The sequence below is a fragment of the Sphingorhabdus sp. genome (assembly GCF_046154385.1).
Taxonomy (GTDB): Bacteria; Pseudomonadota; Alphaproteobacteria; order Sphingomonadales; family Sphingomonadaceae; genus Sphingorhabdus_B.
Window position 1 is genome coordinate 1 of sequence record NZ_JBJXFW010000022.1, and the last position, 16,106, is coordinate 16,106.

General features: G+C 52.1%; 22 protein-coding genes and 1 pseudogene. 15 read left to right on the forward strand and 8 right to left on the reverse strand.

Annotation, left to right across the window (positions count from 1 at the left end):
• Window positions 1-358: 358 nt before the first annotated feature.
• From ACKVOS_RS04305 to ACKVOS_RS04330, 6 genes are all read left to right on the forward strand, one after another.
• Window positions 359-1,144, forward strand: a complete 786-nt coding sequence (locus ACKVOS_RS04305; protein ID WP_409210782.1) for an enoyl-CoA hydratase/isomerase family protein — start codon at window positions 359-361, stop codon at window positions 1,142-1,144.
• A gap of 85 nt (window positions 1,145-1,229) precedes the next feature.
• A complete protein-coding gene (locus ACKVOS_RS04310; RefSeq protein WP_409210783.1) occupies window positions 1,230-1,646 on the forward strand; it encodes a hypothetical protein in 417 nt (138 codons plus the stop codon).
• 88 nt (window positions 1,647-1,734) lie between these two features.
• On the forward strand, window positions 1,735-2,586 hold the full coding sequence (locus ACKVOS_RS04315) for a hypothetical protein (protein ID WP_409210784.1): 852 nt from the start codon (window positions 1,735-1,737) through the stop codon (window positions 2,584-2,586).
• A 77-nt stretch (window positions 2,587-2,663) separates the two neighbouring features.
• A complete protein-coding gene (locus ACKVOS_RS04320; RefSeq protein ID WP_409210785.1) occupies window positions 2,664-3,134 on the forward strand; it encodes a hypothetical protein in 471 nt (156 codons plus the stop codon).
• 46 nt (window positions 3,135-3,180) lie between these two features.
• Complete coding sequence (locus ACKVOS_RS04325; protein WP_409210786.1) at window positions 3,181-3,801, forward strand: LysE family translocator; 621 nt, start codon at window positions 3,181-3,183, stop codon at window positions 3,799-3,801.
• Window positions 3,802-4,035: 234 nt separating this feature from the next.
• Entirely contained in the window at window positions 4,036-4,938 is a 903-nt protein-coding gene (locus tag ACKVOS_RS04330) for a LysR substrate-binding domain-containing protein (RefSeq protein WP_409210787.1), read from the forward strand.
• 187 nt (window positions 4,939-5,125) lie between these two features.
• On the opposite strand, the gene ACKVOS_RS04335 is transcribed toward ACKVOS_RS04330, so the two are convergent.
• Complete coding sequence (locus tag ACKVOS_RS04335; RefSeq protein WP_409210788.1) at window positions 5,126-6,451, reverse strand: serine hydrolase domain-containing protein; 1,326 nt, start codon at window positions 6,449-6,451, stop codon at window positions 5,126-5,128.
• 78 nt (window positions 6,452-6,529) lie between these two features.
• Between ACKVOS_RS04335 and ACKVOS_RS04340 the strand changes: the two genes are divergently transcribed.
• On the forward strand, window positions 6,530-7,138 hold the full coding sequence (locus ACKVOS_RS04340) for a TetR/AcrR family transcriptional regulator (RefSeq protein WP_409210789.1): 609 nt from the start codon (window positions 6,530-6,532) through the stop codon (window positions 7,136-7,138).
• Between the two features lie 39 nt (window positions 7,139-7,177).
• Here ACKVOS_RS04340 and ACKVOS_RS04345 read toward each other — a convergent pair whose 3' ends face one another.
• The 5 genes from ACKVOS_RS04345 to ACKVOS_RS04365 form a co-directional block, all read right to left on the reverse strand.
• A complete protein-coding gene (locus ACKVOS_RS04345) occupies window positions 7,178-7,471 on the reverse strand; it encodes a hypothetical protein (RefSeq protein WP_409210790.1) in 294 nt (97 codons plus the stop codon).
• 11 nt (window positions 7,472-7,482) lie between these two features.
• Entirely contained in the window at window positions 7,483-7,623 is a 141-nt protein-coding gene (locus ACKVOS_RS04350; protein ID WP_409210791.1) for a hypothetical protein, read from the reverse strand.
• A gap of 13 nt (window positions 7,624-7,636) precedes the next feature.
• Complete coding sequence (locus ACKVOS_RS04355) at window positions 7,637-8,188, reverse strand: sigma-70 family RNA polymerase sigma factor (protein ID WP_409210792.1); 552 nt, start codon at window positions 8,186-8,188, stop codon at window positions 7,637-7,639.
• 23 nt (window positions 8,189-8,211) lie between these two features.
• Entirely contained in the window at window positions 8,212-8,715 is a 504-nt protein-coding gene (locus ACKVOS_RS04360; protein ID WP_409210793.1) for a glyoxalase/bleomycin resistance/dioxygenase family protein, read from the reverse strand.
• A gap of 151 nt (window positions 8,716-8,866) precedes the next feature.
• The gene (locus ACKVOS_RS04365; protein WP_409210794.1) at window positions 8,867-9,454 is read right to left on the reverse strand and encodes a hypothetical protein; all 588 of its coding nucleotides are present in this window, start codon (window positions 9,452-9,454) and stop codon (window positions 8,867-8,869) included.
• A gap of 189 nt (window positions 9,455-9,643) precedes the next feature.
• Here ACKVOS_RS04365 and ACKVOS_RS04370 point away from each other — a divergent pair, with 189 nt between their 5' ends.
• The 3 genes and pseudogenes from ACKVOS_RS04370 to ACKVOS_RS04380 all read left to right on the forward strand — a co-directional run.
• Window positions 9,644-10,180, forward strand: coding sequence for a TetR/AcrR family transcriptional regulator (locus ACKVOS_RS04370; protein ID WP_409210795.1), 537 nt, complete (start codon window positions 9,644-9,646; stop codon window positions 10,178-10,180).
• The gene (locus tag ACKVOS_RS04375) at window positions 10,177-10,701 is read left to right on the forward strand and encodes a DUF2867 domain-containing protein (RefSeq protein WP_409210796.1); all 525 of its coding nucleotides are present in this window, start codon (window positions 10,177-10,179) and stop codon (window positions 10,699-10,701) included. Before ACKVOS_RS04370 ends, ACKVOS_RS04375 begins: the two co-directional genes overlap by 4 nt.
• Before the next feature lie 97 nt (window positions 10,702-10,798).
• Window positions 10,799-11,095 (forward strand): annotated as a pseudogene (locus ACKVOS_RS04380) (integrase core domain-containing protein); the annotation flags it as partial.
• Between the two features lie 109 nt (window positions 11,096-11,204).
• On the opposite strand, the gene ACKVOS_RS04385 reads toward ACKVOS_RS04380, so the two are convergent.
• Window positions 11,205-12,170, reverse strand: a complete 966-nt coding sequence (locus tag ACKVOS_RS04385; RefSeq protein WP_409210797.1) for an alpha/beta fold hydrolase — start codon at window positions 12,168-12,170, stop codon at window positions 11,205-11,207.
• A gap of 139 nt (window positions 12,171-12,309) precedes the next feature.
• On the opposite strand from ACKVOS_RS04385, the gene ACKVOS_RS04390 reads away from it, so the two are divergent.
• The 3 genes from ACKVOS_RS04390 to ACKVOS_RS04400 are packed head-to-tail and all read left to right on the forward strand — an operon-like array spanning window position 12,310 to window position 14,067.
• Window positions 12,310-12,771 carry a DUF4442 domain-containing protein gene (locus ACKVOS_RS04390; RefSeq protein WP_409210798.1) on the forward strand — a complete coding sequence of 154 codons (462 nt, stop codon included), beginning with the start codon at window positions 12,310-12,312 and terminating at the stop codon, window positions 12,769-12,771.
• On the forward strand, window positions 12,755-13,321 hold the full coding sequence (locus tag ACKVOS_RS04395; protein ID WP_409210799.1) for a TetR/AcrR family transcriptional regulator: 567 nt from the start codon (window positions 12,755-12,757) through the stop codon (window positions 13,319-13,321). The genes ACKVOS_RS04390 and ACKVOS_RS04395 overlap by 17 nt, the downstream gene beginning before the upstream one ends.
• A 14-nt stretch (window positions 13,322-13,335) precedes the next feature.
• Complete coding sequence (locus ACKVOS_RS04400) at window positions 13,336-14,067, forward strand: class I SAM-dependent methyltransferase (protein WP_409210800.1); 732 nt, start codon at window positions 13,336-13,338, stop codon at window positions 14,065-14,067.
• A gap of 312 nt (window positions 14,068-14,379) precedes the next feature.
• Here ACKVOS_RS04400 and ACKVOS_RS04405 read toward each other — a convergent pair whose 3' ends face one another.
• Entirely contained in the window at window positions 14,380-15,051 is a 672-nt protein-coding gene (locus ACKVOS_RS04405; RefSeq protein ID WP_409210801.1) for a TetR/AcrR family transcriptional regulator, read from the reverse strand.
• Between ACKVOS_RS04405 and ACKVOS_RS04410 the strand changes: the two genes are divergently transcribed.
• Both ACKVOS_RS04410 and ACKVOS_RS04415 read left to right on the forward strand, forming a co-directional pair.
• Complete coding sequence (locus ACKVOS_RS04410; protein WP_409210802.1) at window positions 15,046-15,420, forward strand: hypothetical protein; 375 nt, start codon at window positions 15,046-15,048, stop codon at window positions 15,418-15,420. The two genes, ACKVOS_RS04405 and ACKVOS_RS04410, sit on opposite strands and share 6 nt — an antisense overlap.
• A gap of 132 nt (window positions 15,421-15,552) precedes the next feature.
• Window positions 15,553-15,921: a hypothetical protein gene (locus ACKVOS_RS04415; RefSeq protein WP_409210803.1), complete on the forward strand. Its 369-nt coding sequence runs from the start codon at window positions 15,553-15,555 to the stop codon at window positions 15,919-15,921.
• Window positions 15,922-16,106: the final 185 nt, after the last annotated feature.

Here is a 16,106-nt window from a genome sequence, read left to right on the forward strand (position 1 = left end):
GAAAAACAATCGAACATCGGCGCTTGCATCACCGCAAGCTCGCCGCATAATATCAACCAACCAATGGACCCAAACACTCACCTGTTTTAAGCTGGCATATGTCTCAAATTATCTGACGACGGACAGAATCTATATATCCATTGGATACATAGATTCGAAATACTTTGATGCCACTTGGCGACGGCGAAGCGACCCCAATTTGCTGTCCGACTTTAACGTCATCAAAGTGCTCGAATGCTCACGTGGCAAAGCGAAAGCAATGTCCAAATTGAGGTGAACGTAACCGCTCCGCAAGACCACACGACCAACTCACAAAGGCATTTAAACGTTACGGCTTTGTCCGATTTCGGGAGGTAAGATGAAACAGTTTGAGACTATCGAGTTCAGGATTCAGGATTCGGTCGCGTGCATAACGCTCAATCGCCCTGCTTTTGCCAACTCCATGAACGGCCAGTTGGTTTCGGAACTATCGGACGCAGCTGTGATTTGTGACAATGACAAATCGGTTAGGGTTGTGCTCTTAACCGGCAATGGACCGATCTTCTGTGCTGGAGGCGATCTCAAGGCGTTTGCCGGAGCTCAATCAAATCTAAGTCCTCAATTGAAACTCCTCGCCGATAATCTGCATAAGGCAATCTCGCTTTTTGCGCGAATGACGCCAATCGTTGTCGTGGCCGTCAACGGCATGGCTGCGGGAGCTGGCTTCAGCCTGGCCATCAGCGGTGATTATGTATTAGCAGCTGAATCAGCGAAATTCTCTATGGCGTACACGGGTGCCGGGTTAACGCCGGACGGCAGTTCGACTTATTATTTGCCGCGCCTTGTTGGTTTGCGGCGCACTCAGGAACTCATAATTACAAATCGTGCTTTGACGGCAGATGAAGCGTTAGACTGGGGACTAGTCACGCGGGTTGTTCCCGACGACCAGCTCCAGGCTGAGGCGCTGGCGTTCGCGCGACAGCTCGCGCGCGGTCCGCATGAGGCGTTAGGAATGGTGAAAAAATTACTTTTGGCGTCGCCTGCTAATGGGCTTGAAGTACAGATGGAGCTGGAAGGTAGGGCCATCGCTCATGCATCAATGTCCGCCGATGGCATTGAAGGCGTCGGCGCTTTCGTAGAAAAGCGAAAGCCCTGCTTCCAATAGCTCAGACTCCATCGGCGTTGTTCATGCTCAGAACCTTCATGGTGCGACACCAAGCTTACACAACGCTTCACATAAGGGTCCATACATGAGTGTATTGACAAACTATCCCTCATTGGGCAATGGCGGCCCATACACATATGTATGGAGCTTTGAAATGGATCATATTCTAATGCAACTCGGAGGCGCGATCGGCGCGCTAGTCGGATTCATTCACGGCTATCTTGGTGAAAAAATGTTTTCGCGGGCCGCAATCGAACCACCCTACGCAAAGCACATGGCCCGGTTAGGATGGCAATGTGGAGCCGTCGCCTGGGTAGCTGTGGGCGTTTTGTTGATTGCCGCTGCTGGCTTCGAGTCTACGGAGGCCAGACGGTCTGTGATCGTTACGTCATCGGTTATATATCTTACAGGCGCCGCAGGAAATATAGTCGTTTCCAAGGGCAAGCATTTCGGGTGGGTCATTTTGACGGTTGCTGCAGGGCTGACTCTCACCGGTTGGTAAATGGTCTGCTGGTGCTTATGGCATCCGCCCGGTTGTGGCGAATTAGTCGATGAAACAGTTCAACTCCAAAGTTGGCGGATAATCCACGATGAAAAGCAAAGCCTCGCTATTTGAACGCTTTCCGCTCGATGGGGAAATCAACATTGCCGGTGAGGCGCTGAGTACCCCTTACCATGTTTACAACGGAACCCTGTTGTTCATTGGCGGTACGATTGATGAAAGCGCAGCAAAAAATTTGCTCGCTAAAGAGGATCTTGCACCTCTGACGGACAGCACTGGCAGGGCTTTTGCTGCCTTCTGGATCGCAGACTTCACCGATGCAAGCTTAGGGCCACATCACGAACTGCAATTCTCGCTGTTTGCTTCTTCTTCGCCGCAGCACCCGATCCCCGCCGGCACGTTCGCAATTTTCCATGCGCTTGCTGATCGGCTCGACACCCACATGGTCTGTCACGGTTTATGGAACAACACAGAACGGGCCGTCCAATATAACAAAGAACATTTATCGTTAAATGCGAAGCTGGCTGAAAGCACCATAACCCGATCGGGCGGCCGTACCCTCTTTGAATTCCTGAGTTCATCCGGAGAATTACTTATCAGCGGCAGGGTTACTCCTGGCGAGCGGCAGGTGCCTAGCCTACTCTGGCAAATGATGCGGCAGGTCGGACTGCGCGGAACGGTTCGAAGCCTACTTGCAGATTATATGGAAGTTCCGGTGGTCAATACACGTGCAGTCCATGCCGAACAAAATTTGGTGGCTAGAACTTTCACCCGATCAAAAAAGCAGGTCTTGGCTAGGTTCTCTGAAGAAGACCGGATTCTTATCGGCCATGAAATCTACGCCGGGGTCAACTTCCTGCCCGATTTTGTCCAGAGCCTCCATGATGTAGGGTTCGTCTATCTCCGGCCAGAGCCGCTCAAGAATGCTGCCAATCGATGAGTAAGAGGCATCACAATATTTCAGAGCTTTCGGACACTAGGTTAGAAAATCCGCATCTGAGTTAGCGAGGAATTGATATGTACACTTCCAGCACAATTGCAGGCCTTCTCTTGATTGCGCTCGCTTTGGCGCACACGATAATCGGTGAGCTGCTGATTTTTCGCCATCTGGCAAAGGGAAGCGAGAAGCATAAGGCCTCACTCTCTATTCTCGAACAGCGCCGATGGTACGCAATTTGGAGCAGTTGGCACTTGGTAACTCTACTAGCCATAGCGCTCGGGGTTATATTGATCGATATCGCTCCGCCAGCTGAAGTCATCACATGGGCGATCGGAATCGCGGCGGTGTTCTGGTTCTTCGGCACCCGTGGCAGACACCCTGCCTGGATAGTCTTACTTATCATTTTCGGACTTTTGGTGGCCGCTCCAAAAGCTCAAGCTCTGCCCCATTCGGTGCCCAATAAGGCTGATCGCTCTACCTTGCAGTTTTCATCATGGCCGATAGCCTGGCCCCGGATTTTAGCTCCATCAAACTTGGTACTCATTTAGCTCTATAGCCCTGACTATATCGTCCGAAATAAGGAACTTTGACCCAATGGAGTTCAACGTCTGGCTGGCTTTTGCAATATCCTCGCTCCTTATTGCGCTCATACCGGGTCCTGGGGTCGCCAGCATAATCGGGTTTGCAATGCATTCGGGTAAGCGAGTGGCGCTTGCTTCGGTAATGGGGATGGCTGTCGGTAATGCCTTAGCGGTTACTTTATCACTCGCAGGTGCTGCAACTATTCTTGCAACATCGGCGCTTGCCTTCAACATTCTTAAATGGGCAGGTGCTTTTTATCTAATCGCGATCGGCCTGGTGGCGATCTTAAAAAATGAGCAGGCCCTGAGTTTCGACGGTGCTGCTTCAGGGGCTTTGCCGCGGTCAGCGTTTTTGACGAATATGCTCGTCGGAGTACTACATCCCAAAACCATCTTGTTTTTTGTTGCGTTCTCCGCGCAATTCATTCGCCCGGACCAGCCCTATTTGCCTCAAGCCGTCATTCTCGTCATAACCTTCACTGCAGTTGCAGCGGCATCGGATACGGCATACGCCCTGACAGCATCACGAGCAGCCAGGCTTTTTCGAAGCGAACAAAGCATCAGATGGATCAGACGAGCAGGCGGCGGCGTGCTCGTCACCGCTGGGTGCGCGATTGCCACGATTCAAAAGTGAAAATGACGTTTCGGATGTTTGGGCCCAAAATTTTCTGATCGCTTGGGCGACGCGAGAAATCAGACGGTCAATGCCATCGCTCATGACTGTATGATTGTCGGCCCATTGCTTGCTTTCAAAATCGTGGTTCATTGTCGGCTCCTTCGTTAATCATGCTTTGCCAGATAGAGGCTATGCCAATTCGCTACCAACAAAAGGGTCGACAATAGGCATAAGCCTACCTTATGGTTTCTTATGCGTAAGATTCCGCCTCTCTCGGCAGTTCGGGTATTTGAAGCTGCGGCAAGACATTGCAATTTTACGCGTGCTGGTGAAGAATTGGGCATGACCCAGGCTGCAGTCAGCTATCAAATCCGATTGATTGAAGATCGTCTTCGCACGAAGCTTTTCCTCCGTCACAAGGGACACTTATCACTAACTGAGGTCGGAAAGGCGATTGCTCCGTTGGTGAGCGGGGCCTTTGACTCACTGGAGCGGGCATTTAGTTCGGCACTGGCCGAGGACAATCAAACGCTAACCATCAATACAACGCCAAGTTTTGCTGCGCATTGGCTGGCGCCGCGGATCGGACGCTTTCAGATCTTGGAGCCGCAATTGGCAGTTCGACTTCGGTCTGACCAACATTACGTAGATTTTGCGGCTGAAGATGTGGATGTCGTGATCCGTAACGGGTCGGGTAACTGGCCCGGACTGTCTGCGCATTTTTTGATGGCAGTCTACATACAGCCTTTTGCGAGCCCTGACTTTATTGCTCGCTATGGGCCTATTGAAAGTCCGACTGATTTAGCGGCCTTACCGCGGTTGAGCCCTGATGATGAGTGGTGGCGCTTTTGGTTTACGTCGATCGGAACCGCTAACACGGACGAGGCTGCAGGTGCCGGTCTCCGGTTTGATTCCCAGGCGATGGACGCAACGGCTGCCATGGCTGGACATGGCATTGCAATTTTGGATCGCGGAATGTGGCGCACTGACATTGAGGCCGGTCGTCTGGTTCCTGTAGGGACATACGCCCTAGCTGAGACCGGTTACTGGCTCGCTTATCCCGAATACCGCCGGCAATCGATCAAGGTCAGGGCTTTCCGCAATTGGCTTGAGGGTGAGGTCGCGCTGTCGGCCGACGATCGGTATGATAAATAACGAGATTGGCCGTGGCGGTGCGGTGTCTCTTTTTTGCGTTGGAGTTCGACAGGTCCGCTGCAGATGTGCGCAATTCGGAGTGGTCGCTTTTCAAAAACAGAAGTCTCGCATGCTATCGCTGAAACAATATTACAACTTTGCAAATGCCACGATCCACGGCCAGTCCGGCCTTCGTCAACGCAATAAACTAAGCGCGTCGTGCCTTTCGCCAGCGGCGAACTGCGAAGATGATGCCGCCAACGATTATGAGCATTGCACCACCAATAAATGAGCGTATCGCGCCAGACATCGCTACGAGGACATCAAACAGGTCAACATTGCCCGTTTTCCAGAAGACCCACTCCCCACCGAGGCGTGTTGCCATCGCTTTTTGCCCTGTTTCAAGAACGATAATGCCGCTTCCGGTAGCAGGATCGATTCGCGCCGTCGTGTTTACCGCAGGTGTGTTACTTCCGTCGTGCCCGATGATATAAGAACCACGGTTGTCCGGTGCATAGAGGACGACGCCGAGTCCCCATATCTCTGCGCCATATTGGCTTGCATTTGGCTGCATCATTTCGGCCAGCATTTTTGCTCCAAGTATACCGCGTCCAGCAGGTTCGCGGTTCGCTCCAGACTTTTGAGCCTGAATGAACAGCGTCAGATCTGCTGCCGATGTGTAAAGCGATGCCGCAGCAGGCGCTGCAAAACGGTAAAGTGGTTCGGATTTTCCCATCGTATTGAAGGATTCAGCGACGTTCGTCTCAGCTTCGGAAATAACAAAGCTGGATCTGTTCATGCCAAGTGGTCTGAATATGTGGCGCGTCATATATGTGTTGAAGGGCTCGCCAGATACGTCTTCAATAAGAAGCTGCAGCAAGGCATAGCCGCCGCCCGAATAACGCCATTGTTCTCCTGGACGAATGCCGACACGCACGCGTCCATCGGCTCCTGGTGAAGCATCAACCGTGCGCGTTAATGATTCAACGAGCGACTGAGGCGGCCTACCGGGCGCAAAGCCGCCATATCCCAAACCGTCGGTCAATCCTGCCGTGTGGCTTAACAGGCGCCGCACGGTAACCTCATTCTCGTCAAAAGGTCCGTCGGGGAGCTGCCATCTTTTTGTGTAACGCGAAACCGGTGAATCAAGGTCGATCTTTCCTTCATCGGCCAGTCGCAATACGCCCCATGCAGTGAGCCATTTGCTCAAAGATGCGACCTGAAACAATGTGTCCCGGTCGACAGGCTTGCCACGCGAAACGAAATGTTCATCGATCACTTTGCCATTTTCGATGAGGATGAATGCGGCGTTTCCCCGGTTTTCCCGATCGATATAACTCGTGGCCGATTTTGCAAAGGCCGTAGCGTTTCCGTTCGGAGCGAACGGTGTTCTGAGCCACCCATTCAGCGTTCCCATTGCCACGGCCGCACCCCAGCCAATCAACAGGATCAACATCGCCGAGACGAAGCGTATCCAACGACCCACTTTGTTTTTGTCGGTCCCGCTCGGTCGGTCATGGTCAATGATTTTCAATGCGCTTGTTCCCTAATGAGTATCGATCTATAAAACATACTGTTGGTATGTTTGTCAACTGATGTATGAGATTGGATAATGATCACGAGCCAGCGCACACAGACTGAACGCAGCAAAGCCACTATCACGGCACTTCAATCCGCTGCGCTCAGCTTGTTCGGCGATTGTGGATATGAGGCGACGTCGCTCGATCAAGTTTGCGCCGCGGCAAATGTCACCAAGGGCGCTCTTTACCACCACTTCCCTGGCGGGAAGATTGCGCTGTTCGAAGCAGTGGTAATTATAGAACAGGAGCGGATGCTTTCGGCAATGGCGGCCGCTCCACATAACGCTGAAACTGCAGAGCACGCCCTTCGTCTCGTCTTTGCTGCATATTTTGACATTGCGCTGGAACCCCGCATATACCGCATTACACTTCTGGACGCGCCAGCCGTGCTCGGTCTCGAACGGTGGCGCGACATCGAGTATCGCTATTCGCGGGCATTTATCCAAGAAGGGCTTAAAGGTCCGTTGGGGCCCAACGCATCCGACGAACACCTCGAAATGCTGGCATCCGCGCTTTTCGGGTCAGCCTGCGAATTGACCCTGAGTATAGCTGGATCCAAAAATCCCGAGCAGGCGCGCCAACACGCAATAGATATCATGCTCTTGTTTTTCGGGGCGGCCGCCAGGCCAAGCTTGCAGTAAGCCGAGCTGGTGCCGAGCGCCCAACTCTTCGGTAGCTTGTTACGATTTGACCAGCTCAAGGATTTCGACCGTGCCTCCAGCTTGAAGCGTTGGATTTCCTTCCAGCAAAGTACGGGCCGCTGCAATATCCTCTGCCTGGACGCGGATAAATCCGCTGATCTGGGTAAATGCAGGACCAATCAAACGTCCGTCACGATAGGCGTGGCCGTTTCCGATGGAGCTCCCCCCGCAAAACTTTCCCGATGCATGCAGCATCGCAATATATGCTTCCCAATCAGTGTCGGTCTCCGCGGTTGCGCTGTCGGAATGCATAAAAATAATGAACTCTGGCATCTTGATTCTCCTTAGTTGTCACTCTCGAAATATTCTTGGCCGGCGCTCAGTGTGACACCTCGATGGCCAATGATCGGGTTGCCAGGCGCGGTGTTGTAGCCATCGTTGCCGGCGATAATCAGCGATTGGCGCAGGTGATCAGTAAATTTCATTCTGGAACACTGACTAGCATCCATCGCAATTGCATGGTGAACGTACCGATGAATCCCTCATGCGATTATTCGCGCTTTCAATTGTACAGCATTTTAGAAGTGCCGATTTGAGTTGGTGGCGTCCCCGCCGCACGCGCGACTTCAAGGCTGGAAGGGTAAGGCCTAGTTGGTCGGCGGCTGATTGCATGCGCGCACCGGCAATATCTGTAGCCATCAAGACGTCCCGATATTTATCGTCCATTTTCTGTATAAATGGTACGAGGCAGGCCGACAGGTCATCCCATGAACCATCGTCGGTGTCGGGCGATGGTAGCGCTTCCAACTCCCCCTCCCAGATAGGCAGCCGTTTTTTTCGATAATGGTCGATGATCGTGGTTCGGGCAGCGGTAAAGAGCCAGGCAACAAGATTGAGCGGCGCTTCACATCCTTGCCACGTCCTTGCAGCTTTCACGAATATGTCTTGTACCAGATCGTCAACTTCGTCGTCATTGGAAACGCGTTTGCGGACATATTTCTTCAGTCGTGTTTCAAGCTGCCGATAATCATCGGCAGTCAGTTCTGCCATCGAGACTCTGGAGCCGCTCCGTGTCAACCGCAACATCCCGAACCCGCTGTCTGCTCATTTGGAATGCAGCACGGACTGTTAGAGCCGGGCTCATCTTCCGGGTGTACCCGCATCGGTACGCAGCATGCCCCGGTCAGGTTTTCATTGTCCAATCCGAACTCGGCGACGCCTTCCATGGTCAGAAAACTCTCCCACGCAATTCCTTGCGGATCGACAGTCCAATGCTTGTCGCTTTTGGCGTAACAGCAGGCTGCGGCTTCTTCGGACATGACATTATCTGGAGACGCATGATCAGCATTGCGTTTCAACTGTTCCAGTTCAGCCGCATTTTCAGCCTGAAAACCAAAATGGTTCAAGCCCGGTGTGTGACCGCGTGAAGAGATCGCAAAATTCACACGCAGATCATCGAGCTCCCATTTCGCATAGTCGTGCCGCTCGTTTGAAGGTGCCTGATTGAAAAGCTTGCTATAAAACGCGATGCTGTCGCTTATATCGCTGACTGCAATATGTGCATGAAACCGCTTCATTATACATTCCTCTGTCTCTGCTTGGACCGAAGTACCGAGTCTGGGACAACAGGCTCCGTACCACTGCTAAGACGAAGACATGCGCGATTGGATGCAGAAAAAATGCCAAGAGGCGCCGCAATCAGCCCATGGCCTAGGCGACGCAACAAATTCACGTCGGAAATACCACAGTGTAGAGTTTTCCACTTAGTGCGGCGACAACGAGAATTCCGGCGACAAAACCGAGGACCGCATTAAGGCCGATCCATCGAAGCTGCTTTCTGGAGTTCTGAGGGAACAGGTACCAGCTGGAGGCGCAGCCAATATGGGTAAAGAGCGCCAGAAATGATCCAGTATAATAAGGTACAAAGAATTTGTCGCCGTTTTCGATGTGCAGGCCTGCTGCAGCAAAATAAAAATTGGTGTCCATTCCCATAGAATGCCTGGCGTACAGGACTGAACTGACATGAATTATCAGGAATATGGCCAGATATCCGCCAGAGATGATCTGCAACCACGATATGATGCCGTCATTGTTACGCCAGCGAAGTGCCAGCAACCGCATACCTGAAAGGATCTGCCAGACGAGCAGCGCCAGCAGGACAGTTTCTGCGACCGGATTTCGGTATAAAGGCCTGATCAATGTCATGAACTGGATATGCTGCTGTTGGCCGACCAGTCCCACCATATGGTTCGCCAGATGGAGGACGATGAACAGACCGACAATCATTGCCGTCACGCGGTGGGCCGATTTAAACATCCGATCTGCCACAGGTTAAATTCACTGTGGTGCACGCGTGGAAGCCGCTAATTAAAGCCACCCCTGGGCGAGGCACCGTTCGGGATGTTTTGCCATGACACGACAGAAAAGTAGACACTGGCGGCTCCATACAGTTATGTATGGAGCGCCTCTTGCCAAAGGCCGAAAGTTCAGTCAATACATAACTGTATGGAACAGGATCGCAAAAACAGGACCGTCTGGACTGACCAGGGTCTTCGCACGCTCGTGTCGCACGGGCATGTGGCGCTGAAGGCGCAGCCGCTGGCCAAGGCTCTGAATGTAAGCCGGGGTAGTTTTTACTGGCACTTTGCCGATATTGGTGATTTCCATTCGGAACTGCTGCTGAGATGGCGCGAGCGCATGTTTGAACGGATTGTCGAGGCTGTGACCCGCGCTGGAGACGATCCCCTTCGCCGACTCTTGGAACGCGTACTTTCGGAGCCCTCACGCCTTGAAATCGCCGTGCGGTCATGGGCGCTCGTCAATCCGCAAGCTGCGATAATGGTCGATGATGTCGATCAACGCCGGGTGGAATTTATCAAAGATCTGCTGTGTAACATGGGCTGCCCGCCAGAACTTGCCCGCACACGTGCGCAATTGTTCAACTGGGCCTATCTCGGATTTGCACTTGGCAATCGCGGTCTTGATGCGATCGACCGGCAGAATATTATCGATGACCTGCTCAATTTCGGGAAAATGACGTGACGCTCGTCGTCGCAACGGACATCCCGTCTCAAAGCCTGCTCGATCCCGTTTCTGTGAAGACCGCCTATTTCGCCGATAGCTACCGGATTGCTCTGAGCGATGGCGCGATGCCGATGCCGGCGATCTTCTTTGCCATCTTCGGTCATCATCCCTCATGGATGAAAGTATTGTTACTGATCCGAAACCGCATTGCTGCGATGTCCGGCTTAGACGTGGCGGCGGACGAGCTCATATTGAAACCGGCACAGAAAGAACAATACAAGCCCGGAGACACTATCGGTCCGTGGCCGATCTATACGCTAATGGAACACGAACTGATTGCAGGGCGCGATAATGCACATCTCGATTTCCGGCTGTCAGTGATAAAATCGGTATTGGATTGCAGAAATGTAGTGACCGTTTCGACCATCTGCAATGTCCACAATATCTACGGAAAGCTCTATCTTTGTGTCATCGTTCCGTTTCATAAATGGGGCCTGAGGCGCCTGCTTGCGGCCGCAGTGCGATCGGGTCGCCTCTAAGAATTGCCCGGCGGCGCTTTGACCGCTGGTGCGAACATTTTCTCAAAGGTGGCCCTGATGCGCTGATGGATAAGCCATAAAGCCCGAGCAGTGACGGAACCATATACGAGGCGCTCCGATGCATCCGTCAAAACAAGACAAAATCGAACGCTGGCACAACACACTCAAGAACAGCATCCTTTTGGAAGACTAATCCGTGCATGGCGACCTCAAAGCTCTGATCAAAGCTTTCGTCGAGTATAACAACTATCAGCGCGAACACCAGAACCTAGACAACGCCACGCCTGCCGAACCCTGCTGCGGCAAGACGCAATCTAATATTAAGCAACGCGCAAGCATGAATCGCCAAACTATCGAATATCGGCGCTTGCAACACCGCAAACGCGCCGCCTAATATCAATCCTACCACTGAAGCCGACACTCCGCTAATTTGCACAGCCAACAGTGCTAAATGTTCAACGACGAAAAATCTTGGCTTTCCATCAAATGGCGTCACTTCCCGTTCAACGTTTCGCCAAAAATTCAGCCAGTTCCGAGTTGAATTTCTCTGGTTGGTCTAACATGATGAAATGAGCGCTGCCCGCGACAGTTTTTACGTCGTAAGAAGGTAGCCCTGCAAATTGGCGCTGGAAAAATCCTTGAACCTGCATTTCGGTAAAGGGCATACCGCTATGCCATGCTGCAAGCACCAAGACAGGACTTGATACGGATGGGAGTTCTGGACGCATGTCGGCAACAAGATCTTCATAGACTATTTGGGCGACAACACGTTGATCAGCCGATTGTGACCATTGCATCATGGTTCCACCGAACGTCGGGTTCAACGACATTCCTTCAACACTTGCCTTGATTTCCGCCGGATTTGGCTCTTTCCCATAGCGTGCGGCTATGATGCTTCGCATCTGCGCGGCGGTACGTTCGATAGTCGAGGCTTCCGCTGCACCCAATCCCGGAATAAGTGCTGCGAAATTTGGCAATGCGTCGATCATCATCAACCGCGAGACCAGTTCGGGCCGGGCTTTTGCAAGTTTCAGTCCAGCCAGTCCGCCCATGGAGTGGCCAACGACCATTGGTGCTTTGCCCGATGATTTTCCAATCATTGCAATATATTCGGCAAGCTCGTCTACAAAGGGCTGTAAGACCGGACCGGAAGCGTTGATCCCAGCAGCGTCTCCAAATCCGCGAAGCTGAACGCTGTGCAAACGGTAGCACCCACCAAAAGTAGCGACTGTTTCGTTCCAGACCGCTCGCGGGGTCCCCAATCCGGGAATGAGAATCACATCCGGACCGGCCCCACTTACTTCAACAGAAAAGCGCTCTTTACTGACTTGGCTCACATGTTTGGCTGCATGCTCGCCTGCACTGCAGTCAGGTGAATCTTTGGACCATAAGGGCGTAGCATATGTACCCGCGACCAATGCGATGCCCAGCGGTAACAATCGCAAGCCGGTCCGTGCTTTTCTAAACATGTTCTGCTCCTTCAAAAGAGAGGGGACTTTTCAATCACGCAAGAAAGCATCGTCAGCGCACCAACATATTCCTGTATATGCCTGTTGACCTTTCCTGTTGCCTGTCGATATATCCACTGGATACACGGAGGTAAAGACAATGTTTGAAGTTATTCGCAATCGCATGCAAAATTCAGTTCCTTATGCCGCGCATAGCGGCATCGTTCTGCAGGAATTGGACGAGAACGGCGCATCGGCAATATTGCCGCAAACCGGATTCAGCGTAAATCACATCGCAAGCCAGCATGCCGGAGCGCTGTTCACACTTGGCGAAACTGCATCGGGCGCTGCCATGGCGGGGCTCTTCGCGTCCGTCATGATGTCGATCAGACCGGTCACCTCAGACGCTTCAATCCGTTACACAAAGGTTGCCAAAGGCACGATTACAGCGGTAGCAAGTGTTGCCGAAGATTCTATTGCTGTTCTCGATACTTTTCGAGAACAGGGAAAAGTATCGTTTAATGTCGGTGTGACCCTGACTGATGAGAGTGGAGTGGAGGTAGCAAATATGCAGGTTCAGTGGCATGTGACCGATTCGAGGCGCCGTGCCCAGCCCGCGTAAAACCTACCATCACGGCAATCTGGCGGCTGATGCTGTCGTGCTTGCGCTTGATTCAATCGAGAGCGGAGGCGAGAGCAGGCTGAGCGTCCGGGCGCTCGCAGAATCGCTTGGTGTCGCACACCGGGCGCTTTACAACCATTTTGGTGATCGCGACGGCTTGCTTGCTTCTCTCGCCGCATATGGGTTCGACATGCTTGCATCTGCGGTGGCAGGTCAGTCGTCTCCGTTCGGATTTATTCGCGCTTATGCGGAGTTCGCTATCGCCCGGCCCGAACTTTATGCGTTGATGATGCGGCAAAATTATGCGGCGTTTGCGAGCCATGGTGAACTACGTGAAGCTGCCGACCGGATGATTGCCGCTTCTAGCACATTGCTCGCTTCTGATGTTGCTGAAGGAGACAGCGAAGGCAGCCGGCGCGCAGTCATGGCCATCTGGATGCTTGTTCACGGCGGTGTAACACTACACACGAGCGGCGTATTGCGCGCGCGCAGTGACGCTGAATTTATTGACGAACTTGTTGCGATATCCGGTGTTGCAGACGAAAATTGAACAGCGGTCAGCCTATGGGTGAACTATACGATACAATTGGCATAAACTATGAGAATTTACGCAGACCCGACGAGCGTATTGCGTCTGCCATCCACAATGCGCTTGGTCCCGGTGAAACTGTACTTAATGTCGGTGCCGGGACCGGCTCGTATGAGCCAAGCGATCGCAAGGTAACGGCCGTCGAACCGTCGCGAGAAATGATTCTCAAGCGATCTGATTTTGCCGCGCCTGCCATTCAGGCCTCGGCGGAAGTTCTACCGTTTGATGATAACAGCTTCGATACGGCGATGGCCGTTCTGACTGTCCATCACTGGCAGGACAAGGAAGCTGGAATGCGCGAATTGCGCAGAGTTACACGAGGAAGGATTGTCCTGCTGTCTTTCGACCCGGCAAGCCGGCCCTGGTTGACCGACTATATTCCCGGGCTCGCAACTCTCGACGAAAGCCAGATGCCGGTAATTTGTGAATATGAAAAATGGTTGGGACCTGTTGAAATCAGGCCGCTTCCGATCCCGCATGATTGCACCGATGGCTTTCTCTATGCCTATTGGCGCAGGCCTGAGGCGTATCTCGACAGTCGCATTCGCTCAGGCAGTTCTTCATTCTGGGCATTGGGAGACATTTCTAAAGAACTGGCTCGGCTTTCCAAAGATATTGAAACGGGGATTTGGGTGCAGCGTTATGCTGAAATTCTGGCACTTCAGGCTTATGATGCCGGCTATCGGTTGATCATAGCAAAGAATTGAATAAGTCAGCTGATTTTGTTTTTATGGTTCGAGCATGCCTACAAACTATGGCTAAATACAAAAATGCATCGGGTATAATTACACTGTCCGCAAAGCTTGACGGAGATATCAGGATGACCGCGCGTGCAGAGCAGGCAGTAGAGATGATAAGAAATGTCCTTGATAGTATTCCCTGAAGACAGCTGTTGTCCAAGGCGAACCTTGAACATCAAGTAAGCATGTCTGGAAAGAGTGCACCACAACCACCCATTCTTCATCCGTCAAATCGCACCGAACCAAGACTATCTCCACTTGAGCTGAAAACTCAATCAGTCACGTAGAGATTTGGGTACCCTTATAGTCATCAGAATCTAAGAAACGGATCTTGTTGTTAATAGTTTCCGATAAAATGGCTTCTGCGGAAATTGCGACAATGTGGTCGACCTCCATTGGGACGTCCTTTTCGGGCAGATATTGCTTAACAGCGGATAGAGGAAAGGTAATGAGCGCCATGCGGCATGCATCGGGATTGAAACGCTGCCGTTTTATGTAGCCATTGAATGCAGCAAATGTTTTAGCATTCGCTTCATCAATGCATTGAAGGATCGCAGCCGGTGTGTCGTCGTTTATGAACTGGCGGTAGTTACAGCAAGCCAGAATCAGCGCTTCTCTCCGGTGTTGACGGCAAAAGCGCGGCGTCACTGCCGCAATTTCTCCGACCGGGTTGTTTGGCGTTTCCAACGCTTTGACGAAATGCGGTTGAAACGCCTGCAAGGCAAAAAGCCACGTCTCCGCAAGCAGACCCTCCCGCGAGCCAAAGCGGTGATAGAGCGATCCAGTGGAGAGCTTGGCAGCTTCCTGCACGGCACTGGTCGTCACCGAACCATGTTGCGCCATCAACTGACCGACCGCCCCAAAAACATGATTATCGGTAAAAAGTGACTTGCGCGGCATCTTCGCTCCTATTAGAGAATATTCGCTATTATAAGGATCAGAAGAATGCAATCACTTTGGTTCTGGATCGCTGCCGCAATCGCTGCCACGACCTTCTACGTGCACGTCTTTATTGGTGGCCCGCGCGTTGCTTCGCCGCTACTCGCTGACGAAAAGCTTCCCAAAGCTTCCAAATGGCTTAACTATTATTGCTGGCATATCGTATCGATCTTATTGGCGGCAATGGCAGTATCATTTGCGTTTGTCGCTATAGGATGGGCCACCCCGCAGGTCGCGATGTTGCTTGGAAGCTTGTCTCTGCTATTTAGTCTGCTCAGCATATTGGTGGCTGTGAAAGGTGAGATCAATCCTCTCCGGTTTCCATCCACCACATTGTTTGCATTGATAGGTATTACTTCATTGGTCGGAACCTTGGCATAACCGCGGTGCGAACCATTTAATATTCTAATCCAGCGATTTAGTACGGGATAACGCGGGCTGATCGGAGCTACCGGTCGCTTCCAGATAGCCTCCGATTCGTTCCTGTTTGGTCGCGAGGAAGGACAATCAAAAATGCCAAAACTGTTTCCCGCCCTCGCAGTAGGTATAGCCGCCTGCATCAGTGTTGCCTTTGCTCAATGGCTGAAGCCAGTAAGCATAGGAGCTTACGTATTTTGGTCTTTATGGCTAGTATTGCCCTATGCTGCGATTGGCGGGGCGCTGATCCTTTCTAGAAAGAAAGAGGCACAACCGTTGCCATTGCAGCTTTGTGTGATTGCAATTGCGATTGCGGGACCAATGCTGCTTGCAGACGCTGCTTTTTGGCGTCCCGACGCTCAGGGCGGCATGGCAGTGTTGATGGTACCTATCATCCAAGCGGGACTGGCGAGCATACTGCTCTCGGCTGCCTGGCTGGCAAGCCGTTACCGAAATAAAGGCTAATTCTATCTTCCTGTGCTTGTCGCATTTCTCTAGCGAGATCGGATGATTATGGTCGGGACTAGACCACTCAGTCAGAGCGAACCGCCATTTTGTAGCAGTACAACGTACGACAGCAATAATATTGAAAAATCGACTGCAGTCACAAAACTTGGGACCAGAGACCGTCGGCAATTGTTGCCCTAGTA

Coding starts and splice junctions, on each gene's coding strand:
- ACKVOS_RS04310 (WP_409210783.1), top strand. CDS start 1,230: ATGAGTGTATTGACAAACTATCCCTCATTGGGCAATGGCGGCCCATAC.
- ACKVOS_RS04400 (WP_409210800.1), top strand. CDS start 13,336: ATGGGTGAACTATACGATACAATTGGCATAAACTATGAGAATTTACGC.
- ACKVOS_RS04365 (WP_409210794.1), bottom strand. CDS start 9,454: ATGTTTAAATCGGCCCACCGCGTGACGGCAATGATTGTCGGTCTGTTC.
- ACKVOS_RS04410 (WP_409210802.1), top strand. CDS start 15,046: ATGCAATCACTTTGGTTCTGGATCGCTGCCGCAATCGCTGCCACGACC.
- ACKVOS_RS04305 (WP_409210782.1), top strand. CDS start 359: ATGAAACAGTTTGAGACTATCGAGTTCAGGATTCAGGATTCGGTCGCG.
- ACKVOS_RS04320 (WP_409210785.1), top strand. CDS start 2,664: ATGTACACTTCCAGCACAATTGCAGGCCTTCTCTTGATTGCGCTCGCT.
- ACKVOS_RS04350 (WP_409210791.1), bottom strand. CDS start 7,623: ATGAAATTTACTGATCACCTGCGCCAATCGCTGATTATCGCCGGCAAC.
- ACKVOS_RS04315 (WP_409210784.1), top strand. CDS start 1,735: ATGAAAAGCAAAGCCTCGCTATTTGAACGCTTTCCGCTCGATGGGGAA.
- ACKVOS_RS04345 (WP_409210790.1), bottom strand. CDS start 7,471: ATGCCAGAGTTCATTATTTTTATGCATTCCGACAGCGCAACCGCGGAG.
- ACKVOS_RS04360 (WP_409210793.1), bottom strand. CDS start 8,715: ATGAAGCGGTTTCATGCACATATTGCAGTCAGCGATATAAGCGACAGC.
- ACKVOS_RS04415 (WP_409210803.1), top strand. CDS start 15,553: ATGCCAAAACTGTTTCCCGCCCTCGCAGTAGGTATAGCCGCCTGCATC.
- ACKVOS_RS04330 (WP_409210787.1), top strand. CDS start 4,036: ATGCGTAAGATTCCGCCTCTCTCGGCAGTTCGGGTATTTGAAGCTGCG.
- ACKVOS_RS04355 (WP_409210792.1), bottom strand. CDS start 8,188: ATGGCAGAACTGACTGCCGATGATTATCGGCAGCTTGAAACACGACTG.
- ACKVOS_RS04325 (WP_409210786.1), top strand. CDS start 3,181: ATGGAGTTCAACGTCTGGCTGGCTTTTGCAATATCCTCGCTCCTTATT.
- ACKVOS_RS04390 (WP_409210798.1), top strand. CDS start 12,310: ATGTTTGAAGTTATTCGCAATCGCATGCAAAATTCAGTTCCTTATGCC.
- ACKVOS_RS04370 (WP_409210795.1), top strand. CDS start 9,644: ATGGAACAGGATCGCAAAAACAGGACCGTCTGGACTGACCAGGGTCTT.
- ACKVOS_RS04340 (WP_409210789.1), top strand. CDS start 6,530: ATGATCACGAGCCAGCGCACACAGACTGAACGCAGCAAAGCCACTATC.
- ACKVOS_RS04385 (WP_409210797.1), bottom strand. CDS start 12,170: ATGTTTAGAAAAGCACGGACCGGCTTGCGATTGTTACCGCTGGGCATC.